Raw genomic sequence first — 20444 nt, 5'->3', positions numbered from 1 at the left:
GTCTGATGTCTGATGTCTGATGTCTGATGTCTGATGTCTGATGTCTGATGTCTGATGTCTGATGTCTGATGTCTGATGTCTGATATAAATTTCATATATTATATGATAGCATAGTATTAAACTGCAGTCAATATGAAAAATAAAATATTTTATTATTATTGCTGCTGATAAAATATATTTTAAAGCGATAAACTTGACGAAGAAAGCTTCAGCTGTTTTTCAGAGTATTTTACCGCAGGCAGTAATTAAAAATTATTTTTTTAATTAATATTTATTAGTCTGTATATTATACCAATTCTGCCATTCGCTTATTTTAATTAGGGAGCGTTTATATTCATATAAAAAATCTTTTTCAGTTTTTATAATATTGGGCTTATATATATCAGGAGGATTTGACATAGGAATGGTTACATATTTTACGCTGGAACAGCTTACCAAAAATATTAATAATAATAAAAATCTAATTTCTTTCATACTCAAAGCTTCTATAATAATTACTGATAATACTATTTAATGCTTTAATATTATCATCACTTAGTTTTTTATCTTCTATAATACCTATATATTCATCGCTTTTTGAAAAAGTTTCTGATATATTAATCTGCTTTTTCTTAAAATCATTATCCTTACTTAACAATTTATTAGAATACTCTAGTTTATATATTTCATTGTTTAATTCATTTATCTCTTTGTTTTTTATATTTAATTTAATATTCAAAGAAGATACATATACAATTAAAGCTATTAATATCAAAGCAATATAAAAATACTTTGATTTTAATATATTAATCAATACAGTTATAAACATGATAACTTCCTTAAACATTTATTTAATATCTTATTTACTATTATCTTTATCACTTTTAAGTATTTTCAAAAAACCTCTCAAATCGCTTCCAAAACTTACCGCATTAAGCCCAAGCAAAATTATAACAACAGCAATAGCTTCCTCTTTAGTTATTATTCTTCCTCTATAAATCAGATTAACAAATACCCAAATACATCCAAGTAAAAAACTTATTATGCTGGTATATATAGAAAGTTTTTTATTAGCATTATGTTTGTCTATAAAACTCATTTATTTAGCTCCATTGTATTTTAAGTTATCATGAAATATTTTATTATTGTTAAAATAAAAAACTTTCATTACAAACTCCTGATGAATAAATTCATCAGGCATTCAAGTTTTTTATTTAGCTCCATTGTATTTTAAGTTATCATGAAATATTTTATTATTGTTAAAATAAAAAACTTTCATTACAAACTCCTGATGAATAAATTCATCAGGCATTCAAGTTTTTTATTTAGCTCCATTGTATTTTAAGTTATCATGAAATATTCCTAGTAAAAACTTCTGTAAATATTTTAAGTTTTCTAAGACTATTTCACTATCTTTTATAGCTGTTTCTGTAAAATTATTACGTATAAAAACATCATAACTTTTTAATCTATCTTGAGATTTAATATTTTTTAAGTTCTTTAAAAACTCTTTTCTCTTAATAGCCTGTACTTTATGATTATCATAAATGGACTTGTAAATATCCTTAATACTATCAAGTATAATCATATAATAAAAATTACAAATATTTTCTAATTGAAGTTTTTTTATAGTCTCTATATTGCTATTAAATAGAGACACATTATATATATCTATAATCTCTATTCTTTTCTGCTTTATATAATTTTCAAACTCTATTTTATTTTTATTTAAAATATGATTTCTTGCTATATAGCTTATTATTCTACTTTGTACTTCCAAAGTACTTTGACTGATAATATTACTATATTCTTTATAGACTGTAAGCGAAGTAATTTTATCATCATATTTAAAATCATCATTGCTGTAATGATTTAATATTTCACTATTATTTTTATTTTCTAATGTTTTTATTTCTTTAGGAACATCAAAAGCATTTTTTATATAATTTTCCTGTTTTGTATTTTCATCTTTGCTGCTGCTTCCAAACTCTATAGTACCATCTTTAACATTAGCTTTCATATTAGCAGTTCTTCCGCTTTTAATTATATTAAAAACAAAATATGCTATCACTATAGAAGAAATACAAATAAATATTACCGCAAAGTCGCTCATATTATTGTTATGCTCCGTATCTTAATTCAATATTTTAAGAATACTATCAAATCTTTTCTGCCTGTCATCAAGCCCATTGTAACCGCCATTGATTAATTTAGTTACAGTTTTCACATCTCCCATTTTGGCAGACATTCCGCATTCCTTTTCTTTCCAAAAAAGCAAAGCTATTTCTATTGCCGTATCAGGTTCTTTAGCTAAGTGAGGATTATTCACTAAATCAATATTTAATTTTTCTCCGTAATATTCATAATTATTTTTTCCTGTAAGCTGTATTATTCCTCTGCCTCTGTATTTATAGCCTTCATCTTTAGCATTTCCTAATCTTCCGCCGTAAACAAAATCAGCTATAGCCTTAGCTCCTTCATTACATAATTTTTTAGCATTCTCTAAAGTACCAACCCTTTTTCTAAAAACTTCAAAAAGTCTTTTAGGACTGTAATTAAAACTTTCTTCAAGCCTTTTATAATCATTGCTTTCATGTGTGGTTTGTGCTAAGAACATTGCTTGTTCATTAATGTCAGTAATACAATATTTTATAAAAGCATTATTTATAGTCCCTAACCATTCCTCATCGATTCCTATTTTCTCTAATTGTTCTTTTGTTATCATATTATTGCTATGCTCAAACTCGCCTATAAATAGCTAGCAACTGAAGTTACTAGCTGGCTCGTTTTCGCTTTCCTCCTTTATTGCTATGCTCACCTCCGCTAACATTATATGCCAACTAAAGTTGTAATATGCTTCGGCTCACTTCCTCCTTAACTTTGTTTTGGATATTGTGTTTTAATTTCTTGTCTTTTAACTTTCAAACTTTCAAGCTGTGATTTTTGTTCTTCTGTTAAAAAATTTTGACTTGCTAAACTAGATAATACACTTTCTAATAATTCAGCCCTTTCTCCATCTAAATTACTTTGATACTGACCTTGCCTAATATTGATAATATAATTATTATATTCTTCTGCTGTTATTAGATTTTCTTTGAATAATTCTTCATAAGTTTTTGAAGTTATATATTTTGTACCATCTTCAGATATTTCTATTTTTTGAGTAGATTCTAATTCTTCAATGCCTAATTCTATTAATTTAATTAAATCCTCTTGTATGTTTTTATCAAGTTTATATATTTGTCCGTTTCTTATTTCTTCATCTTTTTCTAAAACTAATATTTTATTTTCAATTTGTTCTTCTATACTCATTACAGAACCATCATTCTTAATAGCTCGAATGTCTTTTACTCCCATATTTTGAACATTATCAAAGGCCTTATATTCATCATTATCATCAATAAAACCTTGATTTTTTAGCTTTTTTAGTGCTATTTCAATATTTTCATCAGTAGAAATAATCTCTTTTACCTTATTATTGTTAAAAATTACTATATTCATATATAATACTCCTATAAAAATTAAGCTATTCTTTTATATATTCTAATTTTCCTATTTTTAGTTCTATTTTCAGATGCAGTTGTAACTACTTTAGAAGCATTAAAATTTATATTTATATGAGCTAATATTCCATTATCTGCACCTGGAGGATTAAATCCAGAAGGAGGAGAAGTAAAATAAGAAAAAGAAAAAGAACTATTTTTCCAATTATTATGATTTCCATTATTATTATGATATGAATCAAAGTTTCCTGTAATATTTCTAATAGCATCACCTTGAATGCCATTGGAACGACCTTCTTCCGATAATGAACCTTCTGTTCTAAAAAACACACTTTCTGTGTTATATTTTAATTGCCAAGTACCTCCAAAAAGTTTTTCTGGAGATTTGCTTGCATCAAAAGTTCCATCATCTTCAGCAAATTGTATGTATGTTGATCCTATTGGCATTATTTTATTTAATACAATTGATTCTATAGCTTTCTGAATATTATCAGCTGAAGAATAAACAGGATCAAGAGTAGAGTTTTTATCAGGCGTTAAATTAAATGTAAATATTTCTCCTGCCTCTACATCAGTATCATCTTGATGTGCTAATAAAAACATATATACTTTGTCTTCAGAACTTACTATTTTGGTTATACCAAATTTAACTGCCTTGCCGCTGCTTGAAGTTATTCCATCTGTAGCTTTAAGATTTGATAAATCATCAATTAAATTAAAATAATTTTCTATTATAGTATTGTAGAAATATAGTCCGTCTGTTCCAGAACCTAATGCTGTAAAAGATCCTGTTAATTTTACATTAGCATTATTGTTTATTAATGTTAAATTGTATAAAGAAGAAAAATTATAATTGAAACCAAAAATATTAATATCTTGATTTCTTAAAACTCTATTTTTTATATTAAGATTTACAGTATAATTTGATTGAGGAATAGCAATATCATCTTGTCTTTTTATAAGAAGGTATATTGTAGATGATATATCAACTAAAGCAAATTTAAAAGAACTTTCTATTTCAGAAATAGAACATTCATCTAATTCCAAATTAGTAAAATTACCCTTAGAAAAATCTGTGTCTTGTGTAAAACTAATATTATCAAAGAATTGTAATAAAATATTTAATATTCCCAATTGTTTTGTTTCATTTTCAATAGAAACTATTGGTATAACTATCAAATCAAACATAGATGGTATATTGTTTAAATTAGATTGTAATCTATAGCTTTGATCTTCCTGTTTAACTATAGTTCCAATTCCTGTATATAAAACTAAATTAATAGTATCAGGTATAGGAGTTTTAAACTTTGGAAAATCATAGCCTGAAATGTATTCTAAATTAGTTTTACTATTATCATAACTAACATCTATTGCCGCAGTTGCTCCGCCACCTCCGGAACTTATTAAAGTAAGTTTAGCTCTGTCAGTACTCCAATCTGTGGCAGTGAAGTTTTCATTAACTTTATATAATTTGCTGTCATATATTATTAAATCATCTATATAATAATTATTACCTGTAACGTATTCTTTATTAGTACCGCCTATTACACTTATATTACTGCCATTTAAATTAATATTATTTCCGGCTGTTAAACTATCCTGCTTGCCTGATTTTAATTTCTCTATTGCTTTTTGAACTGTGTTTGTATTATTTCCAAAACCTGAATTAGTATCATCATAAAAAGTATTTGAGGCTTTATTTAAATAATCTATCTTTTTTTGTATATTACCCCAAACAGGATTTTCTATATCTTCAAGAACTATGTAAGAAATATTATCTTTTATAATTATTTGATTTTTATATATTTTATTTATACCATCAAACCAAACAATTATATCCTGTAATGGCTTTAATAATCCATTTAAATTAGTTAATGGACCGCTTGCTTGATTATATGAAAAATCTTGCTGAACTATAAAAAAATTATTTTCATATTCTATTAATTCATTAGCTTTATAATCAGTATCTAATTCTAATTTTTTGAAAGGTGTTATTAAATTACAGTTTGATTTTAAATAATAATCTGTATCATCACTTGTAAAATCTTTGAAAACTCTATAAAGATAACCGTTATTTTTTATAATGTCATTAACTTTATAATCTGTATTCTCATAATAATTTTTTACTGGATAATTTGTATCAAGAGTATTTAATTTTTTAGCTATCTCATCAAACATAAATGCTGAAAAAGTAGTGCTATATGTTGTAATTGTGAACTTAAAAGTTTTATTTAAATCACTTGGAGGAAAGAAAATTATGCTCTTAAAATTAATATCATTATTTACTAAATAGATTTCATTATCTTTAACATCTACAGTTTGTAAATCTTTCAGGTTTTCTAATAGCTGCGGATATACTTTAATGTCATCAATTAAGAACTCCATATTTTCTAATGGACCATCAACAGCATAGCCTATATCAGCACAAAAAAGCCTCTGTCCAGAAAAAACTTTTACTTGTACATTGTTAGTATTGAGTTCTAATTCTCCGTTTCTTTCTAATAATTCAAAAGTATTTTCTCCGATTTTATATTGAAAAGGAGCTTGTATATTATTTTCGTTTAACGGCATTAATATATCCTTATATTATATATACTATATTATAAAGTATTAAAAAAATATTTCTTATACATTTGTATAATATTTGAAAAAAATTTAAAAAAAAATTAAAAAAAAAGTTATAAAAAACCCTTACAAGAATATTAATTCCTGTAAGGTTTTTAAAATATAAAGAGGTAAATAAAAAAACAACTTATCTTCTAAATCTTAGATTTCTAGCTTTAAATGTTGTCATAACTTCGTATATTTCTTCAGCTGTAAGTCTTTGAGCGACATTAAAAACAAGATTTTCAATATACATTCCTATTCTTTCACCGCCTCTATTTCCCATTGCCTCTGTTTGTGCGGCAGACTGTACTTGTAAAATACCGCCCATATTTTTTACCAATTCCGGACCGCGTTCACCGACTAAAGCTGTTTCTTCATAGCCTAAAGTATAGCCTGTAGTTCCAAACTCAAACTTAGGCATTTCAGGAGGATTGCCTTTTGCTGAATCCAAAGCAGCAGCAGCAGACACAACACCTGCGGCAGCTCCAATGGCTGAACCTATAGCAGTGGCACTTAAAGCAACACCTGCGGCAAACCCAACCGGTCCGCCTTGAGCGAATGAAGTTGCTAAACCTAAAGCAGCTTGAGCAGTTGCCAAAGCAGGAAGAACTACGGCATCGGCTATAGCTTTATTCTTTTGAAGTTCTGCTAGTTTTACTTGGTTTTGCCATTCTGCGTAATCTTTATTGTATTGTGCCTCTGCTAATTGCTTTTCTAAATCTTCACGCTGTTTATTTATTTTCTTTTCTTCTTCAAGCTCTTTTTTCTCTTGCTCTCTTTTCTTTTCTACTTCTTCTTTTTTTATTCTTATAGCCTCTTGACTCATCAAGTCATTTGCCTCAACTGCCTTTTGATATTCTTCGTCGAGTCTAGCTAAATAATTTTGATATGCCTCATCGTCTAGTTCTTGCTTTTCTTCTTCTTTTTCTTTTTGTGCCTCATCAAACTCATCAAGTTTATTTTGTATGTGTTCTATCTGCTCATCAAACTTTGAAGTATCTATCAAGTCCATACTTTTTATATTCATCACGGCAGAGCCTATTGAGTTGTAAGCGGATTGAATAGAACTCATAATCTGTGAGGCAGCCGCTTTTAATTCATCTAAAGGATCATTTAATTTTTCTAATTCTGTTTTTAATTTTTTAATAGTTTTTAAAGTTTCTTCAGCTGGTTCTCCTGCTTTAACTTGTGCTATATATAAATCTTCTAATACAGCAATTTGTTCTGTAATATCGTTTATTTGTTTTTGTCTTACTTCTTGATTATCTCCGCTATCAACTAAATCATCGCTTATATCTTGAACTTTTACTAAATCCTCATAAGATTTTTTAAGTCTTTCAACATCAGTAACTTCACTATTTAAAGCCTCTTTAATTGCGGTAATTTTATCTAAAGTTTTTTGATTAGGTATGCCTCTTTGTTCTTCTAATACATAAATTCTGTTTAAATATCCTAACTGTTCTTGTAAATCTCTATTTTTCTTTTCTTCGGCTTCTTTAGTATTTATAACAGTATCATCCATAATTTGCTGAACTTGGACAGCCTCATTTAATTTCTTTTTTAATTGTTCTAGTTCATCAACAGTGCCTTTTGCTCCCTTTTGCATTTCTTTATAGTTATCACTTGCTTCTTGAATATTTGTTTGATTATCATTATAAGCTTTCCAAGCTTCGTTATATTCTTTTTGAGCATTAATCAGTTCTTTTAATATATTCTTTAAATTATTTAATCTGCTATATACATCTTGTCCTTGCTGTGAAGCCCCATAAGCATAACCAAATGTAACTGAAGAATTTTTAGCTTCTTCGCTTAATTTTTTTATTCCTTCTTCCAAACTTTCTATACTAGAAAAACCAGCATTTTCCATTTTTTTCCAAGCATTATTATATCTTTCTCCAGCTTCATCAGTTTTTTTTACTAAATCATTTACTGCTTTTACTCCAGCAGTAACCCTATCTTGATAATTTTGTTGTATTATTGCTGTCTTTTCTTCTTCAGATTTTCCTAATAAATCAGCAATTTGTAATTGTTCTTTTTGTATCTCATTTATTTCATCGTTATATTTTAATATTTCAGCTAATTCTTCTTTCGTTTTTTTTAATGTAGATCCATTAAGAACATTCATATTTTCTATTACACTAGCTATACCATCTGTTACTATTGAAATAGCATCACCTATTGATTTAAATGTATCTGATTTAGTAGCTAAAGTCCCTAATTCATCGCCAATTTTAGAAAAAGATTTTTGTAATTTTTCACTATTTTTATAAGCCAATACTGCCGCACCGCCTATGGCAGCAACACCTCCTGCAATAGCTCCTACTCCGGCACCTGCCAAAACTAATTTTGAGAAACTGCCCTCAAGTCCGTCTAGTGCCCTTGTTGCTGTAGGACCAACAACAGGAATAGCCCCGAGATTATCTTTTATTGCCTCAAGTGCTAGGTTTCCTGCTTTTGAATTTTTTTCAATATCTTTCGCGGCATCAGAAACTTTTTTAATTTCTTTTGCGGCATCTTTTGCCTCTTTTGAAACATCATCTAAAGCATTCGCTTCTTTATTTGTAGAGTCTACACTGCTGTCAAATGCTTTTGATAAATCTTTAATAGCTTTTGTTAAATCAGTATTTACTTTAGCTGCCTCTTTCATAAACTTTGAAACATCTTCAAGACTTTCAGAAAGCGTATCATTATTATTTGAAAGATTTTCTACTGCTTTAACTGAATTGCTAATATTAGCTTCAAAATCTTTAGTATTAGCGTTTAATATAAAATCTATTTGATTTGTAGAAGTTGCCATTAATAAACCTCCCTATTTTTTTATATAAGGAGATTATAATATAATTATATAAATATTTCTTATACAAATGTATAATATTTGAAAAAAATTCCAATTATTTTAAATATTTATTATAAATATTATTATTTATAATAAAATTAATATTTTTTAAATCTTTTAATATATTTAATTCTACTATTCTTTTGTCTTTATTAATTAATATTTCATTTTTTCCATTAAATATTTGTCGTATTTTATTATTACTAATAATATTTGTATAAAAATTATGATTATTTAAATTATGACTAAAATATAGTTTTGTATTATTTAATTTTATAAAATCTTGTTTTATAGCCTCATCTTTTATTCCTATTTGAATCTTACTATTACTTTCTTCAAGAATGAAAAATAAAAAAGTTTGATTATAGTAAGTTGATATAGTTAATAAATTATTATTAGTTAAAAATAAATCTTGAATTAATATATCAATACCATTATTATTTATTGTTATTTTATTATTTAATTTAGCTTCTTTATTAATATTGTATCCTTGACTATAAACCGAATTCTTTTTTTCTTGTAATTCTTTTAATTTGCCTTCTAATTCTAACTTTTTGTTTTCTAAATTAGAATTAAAAATAAAATGATACCACTGCTTTTTTTGAGGCAATTCTAACAATTCTTTCTTTATGTTGCTGATTTGCTCTTCTAAACTTAATTCTCCAGTATTTTCCATATAATATTCCTTATAACAAATAAAAAAGTAATATTATATAGTTTATATAATTTCTTTTGCTATTACAAGTTAAATAAATATTTTTGTTAAAAAATTCTAACATATAATACGTTTTTAAAAAGTGTTTAAATATACAGTTTATACTTTTTTTGTTTTTTAAACCGCTTATATGAGGCATTTGTTACTTTTTTACCTGAAAGTGTGAAGTATAGTTGCATATTTTTTACATATATTGTTCATTTTTTTGTTGATTTTTAGTTATATATGTTTTATATTATAGTTATCTGAAAAGTTTATTATAATACACATACAAAGTTATAAAGGTGGGTAGAAATTCGGTTATTAAGATTTAAGGCTGCGATAACCGATTTTTTATATAAAATATTTATTTTAAGGAGTTTAATATGATTATGTCAATAAAGAGTTTCATGCTCTAACCCATTTTTTTATTATTTTTTAATGAAGTGATTAGCTCTAATTAAGTTTAGTGGCTAGTCTATAATGTTTTTAAGGAGTAATTTGACATACTGGCAAAAGTTAGTATGTTTTGGAGGAATATTTATGAGCAAAGAATTATATGGCATAAATTATGAACAAGCTATAGAAGCAAGAGCAAAAATGAATGGTTTGCCTAATCTACATTTATTAGTAGGTAAAGGTACTGATGGCTTGTATAGAGCATTATGCTTAGATAGTGGTATAATATGTATGAGTAGTTCTTCAAAATTAGATCAAGAAACTATAGATTATTTATTTGAAGAATCTTGTATTTTGGCTTTAGAGCAGTTTTATAGATATGTAAAAGAGAATAAATCTTTATTATTAGCAGGAAGATGTTCAAATAGAGAGTATTGGGATCTTTATGATGAACTTATATTACCTGTAAAACAAAAATCTTTAATATCTATATTGGAGCAAGTAGAACCATTTGAAGAACTTATCAATAATAAGCAAATTAATATTGATAACAAATATGAAGATTGTTCAAAAGTGATACAAGATTCTACAGATAAGGTTCTAATGATTTTCTTACTTTTGATTAGAAATAAAAAAATATATCTAAAAAACATATATGAAAAGGAAGCAGCTTAATTATGGATATAAATTTTGATTGCATAAAATCTCTTATAGAATCAAAAGTAAATTCTTTTATTGAAATAAAAGGATTTACTTATAAAAATAAAAGATTTTTTATTAAAGACTTTAATTGCGGCAGTTATAATTCTTTCTACAAGTCAAATCATTACTTCAATAGCTTTAATTGTATGGATGTCAAAAAATGGATAATGAAGTAAAAAACACTCACGGCGGTGCTAGAGTAGGTGCTGGTAGAAAGAAAAAAGAAGTTAAAGCGAAAAGAAAAGGCAAAGTTATTTATTTTAGAATATTAGATGATGATTATGATTTACTAGAAAAAATATCAAGTGAAAATAATCTTACAGTTAATAAATATGTACAAAAAATAATACTAGAAAAGATAGAAAGCACAAAATAAAAACTACAAGCCGATGTCATTAAAAAAATGATGTCGGCTTTTTAATTCTTTGTCATATTTTTTGATATATTGTAAATATCCTCTTTTAATAAGCCTTTAAATCTATAAATACAATAGTTTAATGCTTGTCTTTTATAATCATCATTATCAAACTTTGTAGGTACAAATCTTCCGCTTAAAAATTGAAGCCAAGCCTCTTTTACTACATCATACCAATATATAAAACCTGTATATAAACTTAAAATACCTCTATCATAATAAATAAAAGTAGTTTTGTCTATAACAAAGTTTTTATATTGATATTCTGTAATAGAATTAAGCTCTGCCTCTTCAAAACTCGTTACATAATGATTAAACCTTCTTTGAAATTTCTTAAAGAACTTGCTAATTCTACATACTCTTTTTTAGTTAAATCTGAAAGTATATCATTTTCTCCATAACATTTTTGTCCATCTATTTCTACATCAAGCATAGCAAAAATATTATTGTTTTTTTGTTTTAATTCTACTTGAAGCAGATATTCCGATTCTTCTTTGATTGACAATTCATTAAAACTAATTTTAGCATTTTCTCCAAATCTTTTATAAATTAAAGACCTACTGTAAACCTCGCTTTCTATTAATTTACTTTGTTCGTCTTCCGGATTTTCAGGCTTTAGAACAACTTCTTTGATAGGGTAACGCATACAAAATTCTTTTAGTGTCATTTCATTTCTTTTCATATTATTGTTATGCTCGAAAAAGCCTATAAGCTCCGAGCAATTTCATTACTCGGAGGCTTCGGCTCACTCCTCCTTTATTAATTATTACTATATTTTAACATATTAAAAAAATATTTCTTATACATTTGTATAATATTTGAAAAAAAATTAAAAAAACTGCTGCGAAAATATGCAGCGGCTAAAAAATATTATTAGGAGATAATCATGAAAAAGATTAAAATAAACTTTCTCTATCCGTGAACGCAAAACAATAGTTGCTGTTAAAATCTTCGCTTTGTTCCAAACCTTGAAAACCATTCAAAGCTACTTGTAAATTACCTGTTGCGGCAATAGCCGGTTTGGAAGGCTGTCCGTTTACATCAGTACAAACAAAGATTAGAGGATAATATTTATTTTTCCATTTCATATTTGTTTCAAGAACCATTGAAAGCCTTTGTCCATTTAAAAGCCAATTATAAAATAGTTCTTCGGACTGTTTATTAAACATAGCATTGCCGCCGATTGTAAGAGTATATTTACCATTCGGAGTATTGTAACGAATTACAGATATATTATAAATATCATCTTTTGTCCATTCAAATGCTATTGTGGCATCTGAAACGCTCATTGCCTCAAGTCCGCTAATAAACATTTTTGTAGGGTATTTATTAGTTTGAGCCATTACAACATCTCTGTTTTCAGTTCTTTCTGCCTCTATTTTTGGAGCTTCATTAAAAGTTTTCTCAAATGTTACCCATAAACTAGAACTTATAGCTGTTAATGCTTTATTAGCAAAATTAAAATTGATACTTTTAAATTGACAGCCTATATATTGAGAAGTAGACATTTTACTTTGTGTTTGACTAACTAAAGCATTAAAATATTGAGGTTCACCCTGACGAGGCATAATACTGCTTAAAAAGGCAGGATATTGTTTCTTTTCTTCATCAGTTAATAAACCGCTTTCTAAAAATGCTATTCTTTTGTAAGCAAACACTAATTCATCATTTAATTTATTATCTTTTAAGAATTGAGAAAAATCTACTTCACTGTCTAAACTTCCAATTTGTAGCCTAGCAGAAAAATCATCAAAATTATTTATAGCCTGTATTAATTGACTATTAGTCATACCGTCAGTTATATCAATAAATCTGCTGTTATAACCGTCCCCTGTATCTTTCTCAGTAAGTATTTCAAGTCTAGTTACTTTATAATCTACAGCTTCAACAGTAAACTTCAAAGCAAAAGTATTTAATCCGCTTATAACCATAATAGGACTTGTTATATTTTTAGTTTGAACATCAGCCCAAATCATACTCATATAATAAGCTATAGAGTTAGGAAATCCTCCTACTCCAAAATCTCCGGCATAAGTAATAGCTCCAGGATAAGTATCTGTTGTCGGTGCTCCTACATAATCAGCAGTTAATTGTTCTACAGTTGGAGCAATACCAACATTTGTAGGATAAACTATATATTTACCTTGCTTATCTAAGTTATCGCTGAAATTAACTTCTTCATTTTGAGTTTGAGTTTTAGCAATAGCAACTCTATAGCTTGAGCCAGTGAAAACATTTAAACCTTCTGTAGGATTCATTCTATTTCCAATAAGATCATTTATACTCATTATAAAACCTCCATTATTTTTATGTTCGCCTTTGCTGAAATTAGATGCCAACTAAAGTTGTCATCTGCTACGGCTCACTTTTTATTATGCTGTAACATTTACTGTTAAAGTTATTTTAGTTTCTTTATATCCATCAGCTGCGGAAGTTACTTCTATAGTGGCGGTACCTTCAGCAACAGCAGAAATAATAAACTTACCAGGCTCTTTTTGAACAGCAGCAAAATTAGTTTGCTTAGATTCTACTGCGAAATCTGAAGCATTAGTTTGTACAGTTATTTCTTTTGTATTACTTTGCTGTAAACTTATAGAAGTTTCAGGGGGATTTATAGAAAGTTCTGTAGGCGGTTTCTCTAAAGTTATATCTTTTGTGTTTTCGCTTGCTTGAATATCTACAGTTCCTTTTTGTGTTACATAACCTGCTAAAGATACCTCATAAGCAACTTGAGAACCTTCTTTATAATATCCTATTTTTTGATTGATACCATCTAATAATACTTTTGCCTCAGGCGGTGTAGTATTAATTGTAAGTTTATATAATTGTCCTCTAGCTTTGTCATAATCTACAACATTAGATGTTTCTCTAGTATCACAAAACTTACTATAAAAATTATTAGCATTTGCCATATTTTCCTCCTTTTATTGTTATGCTCCTGCTCGCCTATAAGAAGCGAACAAGTAAACTTATTCGCTGGCTCGCACTCGCTTATTTTTATTGTTATGCTTTTTTTATTGTTATGTTCGCCTCCGCCTTAAAGTTCCGAGCAATTTCATTACTCGGAGGCTTCGGCTCACTATTAATTATTATTTAATTCTTCACTGTTTGTAAAAATATTAAAACTCATAGTTATTTCAAAATAAAGTCCTTGAACAGCTGAAAAATTATTAGCACTATTTCCTTGACTATCTAATTGCGGTTCGCTTCTTGAAAATTGAGGGAGAACTCCTAACAATATACCATTTTCATTGATATTAGCAAACCATTCTCTAGCAACTTGTTCAACTGCTAGAGGCAATACATTATAAGTTACAAAAATATCAGGCGGCTTGACTTGTTTATAAACTCTAATTACCATATTGACAGAATCTTGATACCCTAGAGGATCGCCAATATATCCGCCTCCTGAACTATTTACACCTGCTATTCCAACAAATAAGAATGAGGTTGTCATATTCTCATATTTACCTAATATATAACTAGGCATTTGTAAATAATCATAATTCACAAGTTTTTCATTTAATTTATTTAAACCTTGAACAGTATTACCTTCTAAGTCTACATATTTATCAGCAAAATAATTAATACAATCATTAATTAAATATTTTATTGCCTCATCATATTTCATAAACTATATTCCTTAACTATATCGCCAAATAGATCCTCAATAACATTAGCAATTCTTTTTGCCTCGCTGTCTAAAAACTCTTTACTAATTCCTAAATTAACATTTATATATTTTGTTATATCTTTACTTTTATATTTTGCCTTATATCCATATTGTATTTTTTTATTAGAAATCCTTTTAAAAACATCAATTTTATTTCCAACTTTCATTCCTCTTAAAAGTGCGTATCTAGTTTCTCCAGTCCATATTCCTAAAAGATTAGGATTGTTTTTTTTAGCTCTCATTGGATTTTGAATATTTTGTCCGCCTGTCTTAAAAATATTTTCAAAATCAGTATCTTTCCAATTAGCTAAAAATATTTCGTATTGCTGTTTATAAAAATTGCCTCGTTTTATTTCTATAGCAAGCCTTGATAAAGCATATAAAAACCTAGCTATATTATTAAATTGTTCTTCTGTTAAACTCATTGTTTAGGTACATCTCCCAAAAGAGGCACGCTGTCATAATCACTTGGCAAAGTAAGTATTGAAGATAAATCATTATTAAATGCTTCCTCTGCCCTCAATGCTTCTTCTCTAATCCAATTTATTAAATCTGTATTTGCGGCATAATTAGCAGTAAACATTTTTGCCGCTTCAAATAAAATATATTTTTTAATATTAAAGACTGGACTATTATCATCAGCACTAGGTTCAGGATAACCTTTATTATTTAAAACTCTTTTTACTTCTAACGCTTTTCCATCTAATAGTTTTTTAAATAGTCTACATTGACAATAGAAATATCATTACTATTTTGATAACGAGGATCATCACTATAAGCAAAAGCCTTAAAAGTTTCTTTAAACTCATCTACTGTTGGTGTATAATAGTCCAAGCCCATTTATTCCTCCATTATTTATGATGCTTTCTTTTTAGTATCTGCGGCAGTTTTTTCTAACTCAGCAACTTTTACTTTAAGAGTTTCGGATTACTTGCTAGAGTCTGTCTTTTAGTTCTAGTTCTCCATAAGTTATTGCCTAACATATCAAAATATCTCATATCATTTTTTAGGTATACAACTTCTTTTATACTAGCTAAGTCCATAATGTTAGAAGAAGTAGTGAACATATAAATATAATCGCCTGTCCATATATCAGTAAGGTTTTTAATTTGATATTCACTGTCTAATTCTTTATCATCAGCAACTCTGAAAGCAGTACCTACAACTGTAATTCCGCTTGTTACTGCATTAAAAATATCCGGTCTGAATGCTTTATATTTTCCATTAGCATCATTTCCTATCATTGATATATAATTAGAAAATAATCTGAATAAGCCTTGAAGTTTTATATATACATCTATTGGTATAACTATATAAAGTTTCTGTCCATTATCCTGAAGCTCCATTCTATCATTAAATAAATTTCCGCCTACAGCATAATTCAAATATTTTGCTAAATCTATAAATGAAGAAAAGAAATTATCAATATCAGCTTCCGTCCAAGTACTTATTGGTTTAGCAGTTAAATCGACAGTATTTGTACTTCCGTAAAGTTCTGCATCTGTAACTTTTGCTGCTAAATTTCTTTCTCTTAAAAGTCCAAGTCTTGAAACAAGTTTTTGTGCAATATAATTTAAAATTTCTTCTCCTGCTTTTTTCTCATCTCTTGCATAAAGCTCATTGATTTCTTCTATTCTGTTAATATCTATTCCAATATAATATTCTTCAGGCTCCATTGTAAAAACTCTTGCCTCATGTTTAGGATACTCATTAAAAATATTTAAATCTCCCAATGAAGTACCGCCATACATATTTTTTAAATTGAAAGCGGTATTATCTAAATCGCCTCCAATAGCTCCTTGAGAAACACCGACAAAAATTTCTGGTATATATTTACTTACGAAATTAGTCTGCCCCATATATCTAGGCATTTCTTTATTGATTATTGGAAAAAGTTTATTTTGTATATTTTGTAAATTAGGTATGCTCATTTTAAATTAACTCCTATTGTTGCTAATAAAAATTATTTGCTTTTAGGTTCTGTCAAGTAAACTTGCCAGAAGAAAATAATTTTTATATTTATTATTAATAATAAATTGTTAGCTGCTACGGCTCACTTATTTATTGTTATGTTTATATTAAAAAATGCAGTTCTTTTGGTTCTCGCCAAAGGCGGGATGTGCCTTATACCAATACCGAAAGGTACCTACTCGGTAAAAGAACTGGGGGATCGGGGCTAGTCCCCGGAAATAATAAAAAGACAAAAAACAATTTTGATAAAATGCAATCATTTTATTATATAATATACATCATACAGATTTCAAAAGTATCTCTGCATAATTGCTTCCGCCTCTTATAACTATTCCTACTCCATGTCCGTCTAATGATTTTTTGAATCCTTTATCTGATGCTGTTACAATATCACCAGCTATAACGCTTTCAGCTACAACTGCATTTACTATTCCTTCATAGCATACTGATATTGTATTTGGCTTTAATCCGAATTCTTTATAAGAGAATGCATCTTCCAAAGCAACTCCTATAAATACTGAACCTTCATTATAAAGTGAAAAAACGCCTTTCCCATTATTATCTTTTATTGATACAGGAAATCCTCTTTTTGGTAAATTAGCTTCATCGCTATGAATACCAGCTTTTATTATAGAACCTTGTGCCACTATAGACTCCTATTATTGTTATGCCACCTGTAAAGGTGCCTACTTGGTCGCCTACGCTATTAAAAGCCAGCAAATAAATTTACTGGCTGCTTCGGCTCGCTTATTATTGTTATACCAACTGTAAGGGTGCCAATTGGTCGACTAACTTTTTTATTGCACATTTGTATGATTTAATATATTTATATATTGAAATATTTAACTATCTACTAATTTTTATTTAAATAGTTTTGCTATCTCGCTGTATTTGTTTTCTTCGCTTAATGCTGATAAATTTATTTTCTCTCCTCCTCCTACTCCAATAGGCACTAAATCATTTCTTACTATTGACATTATTTCTTCTTTGCTTAATCCTGCTTTGAAAAGTTTTCTTGCCTTTATAAATGTAGAGCTTTCTGATTTTGAAGAACATCTTACTGCATTCTGACTTTCTGCATATTCATTGCACCAATCTCCGTAAGTTATAGCTGAAAGATTTAATTCTTTATTGCTGTTATCTGAATTATTTAAATTTTGTTTATTTGCATTACTTTCTTCATTATTTACTTTTGAATTATCTTCTTTTAATTTCTTCACTATCATATCAATAATAATATTTTGAATCTCTTCATCATTTCTAAACAAATAAACAAACTCATCTCTTGCTTGCTTTTCTATTTCTTTTTCTTCACTAATTAATTTTTCTAATACTGTTTTTAATTTTTGCATATACTCTCCATTAATATTTTCTTCATTACTGATAATTGCACTAGCACAAAGCAAATCAACATTACGGCTTGCAGGATATTCTACAGCAGCAACAGCTTTGATTTCGCAATTTTCCCAGTAAATAAAATTTTCATCTTCATAAGATTTTTTTCCAACCATCTCAATAGAAGGATAAAAAGATTTTTTCTCTGTTATGCTGTCATCAAACCATTCTATAACAGCATAAAGCCCCACAGCATCATTATCTTTTTCTAAACTTACAACTTTTCCAATAGCCTCTCTTTCTTCATCTTCTTTATGTCCCTTATAGACAAATATTTCTATTCTGCTCTTCTCAAATGATTTAATTAACTCATCAATATTTTTTTCTGTGATTTTATTAGTTTTAGTTTCAGCAAAAGTATTTTTTGAAAGCGGTATATACTGCTTGAAACTATCTCCTAAAATTTTATATTTTTTCTTTAGCATACTAGCTCCTATATAAATATTTTATCAACTTTTTTACGTACAAAAAAGTTTTTATTTTTCAGATACGGTTCGTGAAAAGTACTAGCTGTACGGGCATTCCTCACAGTAATACTTATTTTACAAAGCTCTGTACGATTTAATAATTATCATTATTTTATTTAATACTGTAAGAGATTATTTATTATCTCTATATCTATATCAAAAAAGTACTCCCGTACTGGCATCCCGCACGGTAATACTGATTATTATACAAATCCAAAAATATGTGCGGTTTAATACCAATCATTATTTTATTTAATATTATAAGAGATTATTTATTATCTCTATATTTATAGCAAAAAATATAAGTGATTATAAGTTCTTGCAAAATAAAAAGGTCTAGTAAATTAATACTAAGCCTTTTATTAACATTTTTTATTTAATTTTATTTTCATTCTGATTTATTAATTATAGAATGCGTAATCCTGAAATAATCGCATTGTCCTGACAGCCTTAAACTTTTAAAATTCAAATCAAAATATCTTTTAATAAAACTATTATTTATATAATTGATTATACCTGATACTATATCGCTTGCCATAAGAAGTGCATTGTCTTGGGTAAGTTCCGCTAATGATTTAGTAGCTCCTTTGTTTAGACCAAGTGCTTTAATATCTACACCTTTATTTTTGAATAAGGCTGAAAGCATGCTGTCTCTAAAATTATACCATTCATTAGCATCAATACTTTCTATTTTTTCTATTTTGCCGTACTTGGAAATAAAAATTCCGCCGCCGTTATTTATAAAATTCCTTATCTCACGTTCTGCCTCCTTACGCTTCGAATCATTAAGCTCGGTATTCGCTATAAAATTAAAACTATGCTCTCCTATATTTTTCAAATTGCGGTTGAAACTATTATCCATAGATTCTAAAATCTGCCAAAGTGAATATGCACTGTATAAAAATGGCTTTCCTATAATGTCGCCTTCAATGCTTCCATAGCTTGCATATCCTGCTAAGGCTAAATCAAAATCTATATCTATAATACTAGCCTCATCATAAGAAGTATTAAAAATTTCTTTATGTTTTTTTATAATGCTTATACTTTTTATTTCATCGCTGTCATTTTCATCAAAATTGAATCTGTATATTGAAGAAGGATCATAATATTTAAATCCTTTTAAACCGTCAAGTCTTCCTTTAAATCCGTAAGCCCTAGCAGGCAAGACTTCTAATTTAGGAGTAAAAAAACAAAAGCCGTAAACTAAAGCATTATAAGAAACATTAACTATTAAGTTTTTAAGTCCGCCTGCTCTTTCAAATTGGCTTATAAAAAAATCGTATGCATTATTTACTTTTTCATTATCTTCACATTCTTTTGGCCTTTCCAAAAAATAATTAAAAGAATTAAAAACTCCTCTATAAAACTGAAGTATAGGTTCAAGATAAATAGAGTTCTCCATTCTCTTACAAGTTAATGCCCATTTATGAGGAAATGAAAAATCATCGCTTTCATCTCCCCTATTCGACATAACATTTGGAATGCCTGAATTATAATTATTAGTTGCTACTCTGTTTAATTCATCATTTAATTTTTCTATCTCTTTGTTTTTATCTTTCAATTTATTATCATATTCTTCAATAATTTTTTCTATTTTAGACTGTTTATTTTCTATATTTTGCATAAATAAAAACCTTAAAATTAATCTTTATATTAATAATAAAAAATATAAGTGATTATAAGTTTTTTATAAAAATAGAATCATTGATATTAAACAAAAATAAAATATATGCATGGGTGCCATACATATTGCATTTAAGTATTCCTTATCTTTTTGAAGTATAACATAGGTGTATCATAATT

General features: G+C 27.7%; 23 protein-coding genes. 3 read left to right on the top strand and 20 right to left on the bottom strand.

All coding sequences use genetic code 11. The annotated features are described in order from the left end of the window. Positions 1-264: 264 nt before the first annotated feature. The 9 genes from Q0K19_RS12805 to Q0K19_RS12765 form a co-directional block, all read right to left on the bottom strand. Positions 265-474 carry a hypothetical protein gene (locus Q0K19_RS12805; protein WP_297248560.1) on the bottom strand — a complete coding sequence of 70 codons (210 nt, stop codon included), beginning with the start codon at positions 472-474 and terminating at the stop codon, positions 265-267. Further along, entirely contained in the window at positions 461-808 is a 348-nt protein-coding gene (locus Q0K19_RS12800; RefSeq protein WP_297248558.1) for a hypothetical protein, read from the bottom strand. The genes Q0K19_RS12805 and Q0K19_RS12800 overlap by 14 nt, the downstream gene beginning before the upstream one ends. Before the next feature lie 30 nt (positions 809-838). Continuing rightward, complete coding sequence (locus Q0K19_RS12795) at positions 839-1078, bottom strand: endonuclease (protein WP_297248556.1); 240 nt, start codon at positions 1076-1078, stop codon at positions 839-841. A gap of 222 nt (positions 1079-1300) precedes the next feature. After that, positions 1301-2092, bottom strand: a complete 792-nt coding sequence (locus Q0K19_RS12790; RefSeq protein ID WP_297248554.1) for a hypothetical protein — start codon at positions 2090-2092, stop codon at positions 1301-1303. Between the two features lie 21 nt (positions 2093-2113). After that, positions 2114-2704: a glycoside hydrolase family 19 protein gene (locus tag Q0K19_RS12785; RefSeq protein WP_297248552.1), complete on the bottom strand. Its 591-nt coding sequence runs from the start codon at positions 2702-2704 to the stop codon at positions 2114-2116. A gap of 149 nt (positions 2705-2853) precedes the next feature. Then, positions 2854-3480: a phage tail protein gene (locus Q0K19_RS12780; RefSeq protein ID WP_297248550.1), complete on the bottom strand. Its 627-nt coding sequence runs from the start codon at positions 3478-3480 to the stop codon at positions 2854-2856. Between the two features lie 20 nt (positions 3481-3500). Then, positions 3501-6053, bottom strand: a complete 2553-nt coding sequence (locus Q0K19_RS12775) for a phage tail protein (RefSeq protein ID WP_297248548.1) — start codon at positions 6051-6053, stop codon at positions 3501-3503. A 181-nt stretch (positions 6054-6234) separates the two neighbouring features. Then, entirely contained in the window at positions 6235-8886 is a 2652-nt protein-coding gene (locus tag Q0K19_RS12770) for a hypothetical protein (protein WP_297248547.1), read from the bottom strand. 94 nt (positions 8887-8980) lie between these two features. Further along, on the bottom strand, positions 8981-9601 hold the full coding sequence (locus tag Q0K19_RS12765) for a hypothetical protein (protein WP_297248545.1): 621 nt from the start codon (positions 9599-9601) through the stop codon (positions 8981-8983). A gap of 561 nt (positions 9602-10162) precedes the next feature. Between Q0K19_RS12765 and Q0K19_RS12760 the strand changes: the two genes are divergently transcribed. Genes Q0K19_RS12760 through Q0K19_RS12750 form a run of 3 tightly spaced genes read left to right on the top strand, consistent with a single transcriptional unit; the run spans position 10163 to position 11096 of the window. After that, positions 10163-10693 carry a hypothetical protein gene (locus tag Q0K19_RS12760; protein WP_297248543.1) on the top strand — a complete coding sequence of 177 codons (531 nt, stop codon included), beginning with the start codon at positions 10163-10165 and terminating at the stop codon, positions 10691-10693. 2 nt (positions 10694-10695) lie between these two features. Beyond that, the gene (locus tag Q0K19_RS12755; protein ID WP_297248541.1) at positions 10696-10896 is read left to right on the top strand and encodes a hypothetical protein; all 201 of its coding nucleotides are present in this window, start codon (positions 10696-10698) and stop codon (positions 10894-10896) included. Next, positions 10881-11096, top strand: coding sequence for a ribbon-helix-helix domain-containing protein (locus Q0K19_RS12750; protein ID WP_297248539.1), 216 nt, complete (start codon positions 10881-10883; stop codon positions 11094-11096). Before Q0K19_RS12755 ends, Q0K19_RS12750 begins: the two co-directional genes overlap by 16 nt. A 340-nt stretch (positions 11097-11436) precedes the next feature. On the opposite strand, the gene Q0K19_RS12745 is transcribed toward Q0K19_RS12750, so the two are convergent. The 11 genes from Q0K19_RS12745 to Q0K19_RS12695 all read right to left on the bottom strand — a co-directional run bounded on the left by Q0K19_RS12745 (position 11437) and on the right by Q0K19_RS12695 (position 20265). Continuing rightward, positions 11437-11817 (bottom strand): hypothetical protein, encoded by a 381-nt coding sequence (locus tag Q0K19_RS12745; RefSeq protein ID WP_297248538.1) that lies wholly within the window; start codon positions 11815-11817, stop codon positions 11437-11439. A 214-nt stretch (positions 11818-12031) separates the two neighbouring features. Continuing rightward, positions 12032-13423, bottom strand: a complete 1392-nt coding sequence (locus Q0K19_RS12740; RefSeq protein WP_297248536.1) for a phage tail protein — start codon at positions 13421-13423, stop codon at positions 12032-12034. A gap of 84 nt (positions 13424-13507) precedes the next feature. Next, complete coding sequence (locus tag Q0K19_RS12735; protein WP_297248534.1) at positions 13508-14047, bottom strand: hypothetical protein; 540 nt, start codon at positions 14045-14047, stop codon at positions 13508-13510. A 170-nt stretch (positions 14048-14217) separates the two neighbouring features. After that, positions 14218-14766, bottom strand: coding sequence for a hypothetical protein (locus Q0K19_RS12730; RefSeq protein WP_297248532.1), 549 nt, complete (start codon positions 14764-14766; stop codon positions 14218-14220). Continuing rightward, positions 14763-15233, bottom strand: a complete 471-nt coding sequence (locus tag Q0K19_RS12725; RefSeq protein ID WP_297248530.1) for a hypothetical protein — start codon at positions 15231-15233, stop codon at positions 14763-14765. Before Q0K19_RS12725 ends, Q0K19_RS12730 begins: the two co-directional genes overlap by 4 nt. Further along, positions 15230-15391, bottom strand: coding sequence for a hypothetical protein (locus tag Q0K19_RS12720; protein ID WP_297248528.1), 162 nt, complete (start codon positions 15389-15391; stop codon positions 15230-15232). Before Q0K19_RS12720 ends, Q0K19_RS12725 begins: the two co-directional genes overlap by 4 nt. A 119-nt stretch (positions 15392-15510) precedes the next feature. Continuing rightward, entirely contained in the window at positions 15511-15648 is a 138-nt protein-coding gene (locus tag Q0K19_RS12715) for a hypothetical protein (protein WP_297248525.1), read from the bottom strand. Positions 15649-15716: 68 nt separating this feature from the next. Next, positions 15717-16739: a phage capsid protein gene (locus Q0K19_RS12710; protein WP_297248523.1), complete on the bottom strand. Its 1023-nt coding sequence runs from the start codon at positions 16737-16739 to the stop codon at positions 15717-15719. A 318-nt stretch (positions 16740-17057) separates the two neighbouring features. Further along, entirely contained in the window at positions 17058-17426 is a 369-nt protein-coding gene (locus Q0K19_RS12705) for a phage capsid protein (protein ID WP_297248521.1), read from the bottom strand. A gap of 213 nt (positions 17427-17639) precedes the next feature. After that, entirely contained in the window at positions 17640-18599 is a 960-nt protein-coding gene (locus Q0K19_RS12700) for a phage capsid protein (protein WP_297248518.1), read from the bottom strand. A gap of 430 nt (positions 18600-19029) precedes the next feature. After that, positions 19030-20265, bottom strand: coding sequence for a phage capsid protein (locus Q0K19_RS12695; RefSeq protein WP_297248516.1), 1236 nt, complete (start codon positions 20263-20265; stop codon positions 19030-19032). Positions 20266-20444: the final 179 nt, after the last annotated feature.

This window comes from uncultured Brachyspira sp. (genome assembly GCF_944393015.1).
GTDB lineage: Bacteria > Spirochaetota > Brachyspiria > Brachyspirales > Brachyspiraceae > Brachyspira.
The sequence above is the reverse complement of the archived record's forward strand: the minus strand, read 5'-3'. Positions and strand labels throughout refer to the sequence as shown.

What these genes read in the sequence shown, in the direction of transcription:
- Q0K19_RS12805 (WP_297248560.1), bottom strand. Translation starts at nt 474, where the DNA reads ATGAAAGAAATTAGATTTTTATTATTATTAATATTTTTGGTAAGCTGT.
- Q0K19_RS12800 (WP_297248558.1), bottom strand. Translation starts at nt 808, where the DNA reads ATGTTTATAACTGTATTGATTAATATATTAAAATCAAAGTATTTTTAT.
- Q0K19_RS12795 (WP_297248556.1), bottom strand. Translation starts at nt 1,078, where the DNA reads ATGAGTTTTATAGACAAACATAATGCTAATAAAAAACTTTCTATATAT.
- Q0K19_RS12790 (WP_297248554.1), bottom strand. Translation starts at nt 2,092, where the DNA reads ATGAGCGACTTTGCGGTAATATTTATTTGTATTTCTTCTATAGTGATA.
- Q0K19_RS12785 (WP_297248552.1), bottom strand. Translation starts at nt 2,704, where the DNA reads ATGATAACAAAAGAACAATTAGAGAAAATAGGAATCGATGAGGAATGG.
- Q0K19_RS12780 (WP_297248550.1), bottom strand. Translation starts at nt 3,480, where the DNA reads ATGAATATAGTAATTTTTAACAATAATAAGGTAAAAGAGATTATTTCT.
- Q0K19_RS12775 (WP_297248548.1), bottom strand. Translation starts at nt 6,053, where the DNA reads ATGCCGTTAAACGAAAATAATATACAAGCTCCTTTTCAATATAAAATC.
- Q0K19_RS12770 (WP_297248547.1), bottom strand. Translation starts at nt 8,886, where the DNA reads ATGGCAACTTCTACAAATCAAATAGATTTTATATTAAACGCTAATACT.
- Q0K19_RS12765 (WP_297248545.1), bottom strand. Translation starts at nt 9,601, where the DNA reads ATGGAAAATACTGGAGAATTAAGTTTAGAAGAGCAAATCAGCAACATA.
- Q0K19_RS12760 (WP_297248543.1), top strand. Translation starts at nt 10,163, where the DNA reads ATGAGCAAAGAATTATATGGCATAAATTATGAACAAGCTATAGAAGCA.
- Q0K19_RS12755 (WP_297248541.1), top strand. Translation starts at nt 10,696, where the DNA reads ATGGATATAAATTTTGATTGCATAAAATCTCTTATAGAATCAAAAGTA.
- Q0K19_RS12750 (WP_297248539.1), top strand. Translation starts at nt 10,881, where the DNA reads ATGGATAATGAAGTAAAAAACACTCACGGCGGTGCTAGAGTAGGTGCT.
- Q0K19_RS12745 (WP_297248538.1), bottom strand. Translation starts at nt 11,817, where the DNA reads ATGAAAAGAAATGAAATGACACTAAAAGAATTTTGTATGCGTTACCCT.
- Q0K19_RS12740 (WP_297248536.1), bottom strand. Translation starts at nt 13,423, where the DNA reads ATGAGTATAAATGATCTTATTGGAAATAGAATGAATCCTACAGAAGGT.
- Q0K19_RS12735 (WP_297248534.1), bottom strand. Translation starts at nt 14,047, where the DNA reads ATGGCAAATGCTAATAATTTTTATAGTAAGTTTTGTGATACTAGAGAA.
- Q0K19_RS12730 (WP_297248532.1), bottom strand. Translation starts at nt 14,766, where the DNA reads ATGAAATATGATGAGGCAATAAAATATTTAATTAATGATTGTATTAAT.
- Q0K19_RS12725 (WP_297248530.1), bottom strand. Translation starts at nt 15,233, where the DNA reads ATGAGTTTAACAGAAGAACAATTTAATAATATAGCTAGGTTTTTATAT.
- Q0K19_RS12720 (WP_297248528.1), bottom strand. Translation starts at nt 15,391, where the DNA reads ATGTTTACTGCTAATTATGCCGCAAATACAGATTTAATAAATTGGATT.
- Q0K19_RS12715 (WP_297248525.1), bottom strand. Translation starts at nt 15,648, where the DNA reads ATGGGCTTGGACTATTATACACCAACAGTAGATGAGTTTAAAGAAACT.
- Q0K19_RS12710 (WP_297248523.1), bottom strand. Translation starts at nt 16,739, where the DNA reads ATGAGCATACCTAATTTACAAAATATACAAAATAAACTTTTTCCAATA.
- Q0K19_RS12700 (WP_297248518.1), bottom strand. Translation starts at nt 18,599, where the DNA reads ATGCTAAAGAAAAAATATAAAATTTTAGGAGATAGTTTCAAGCAGTAT.
- Q0K19_RS12695 (WP_297248516.1), bottom strand. Translation starts at nt 20,265, where the DNA reads ATGCAAAATATAGAAAATAAACAGTCTAAAATAGAAAAAATTATTGAA.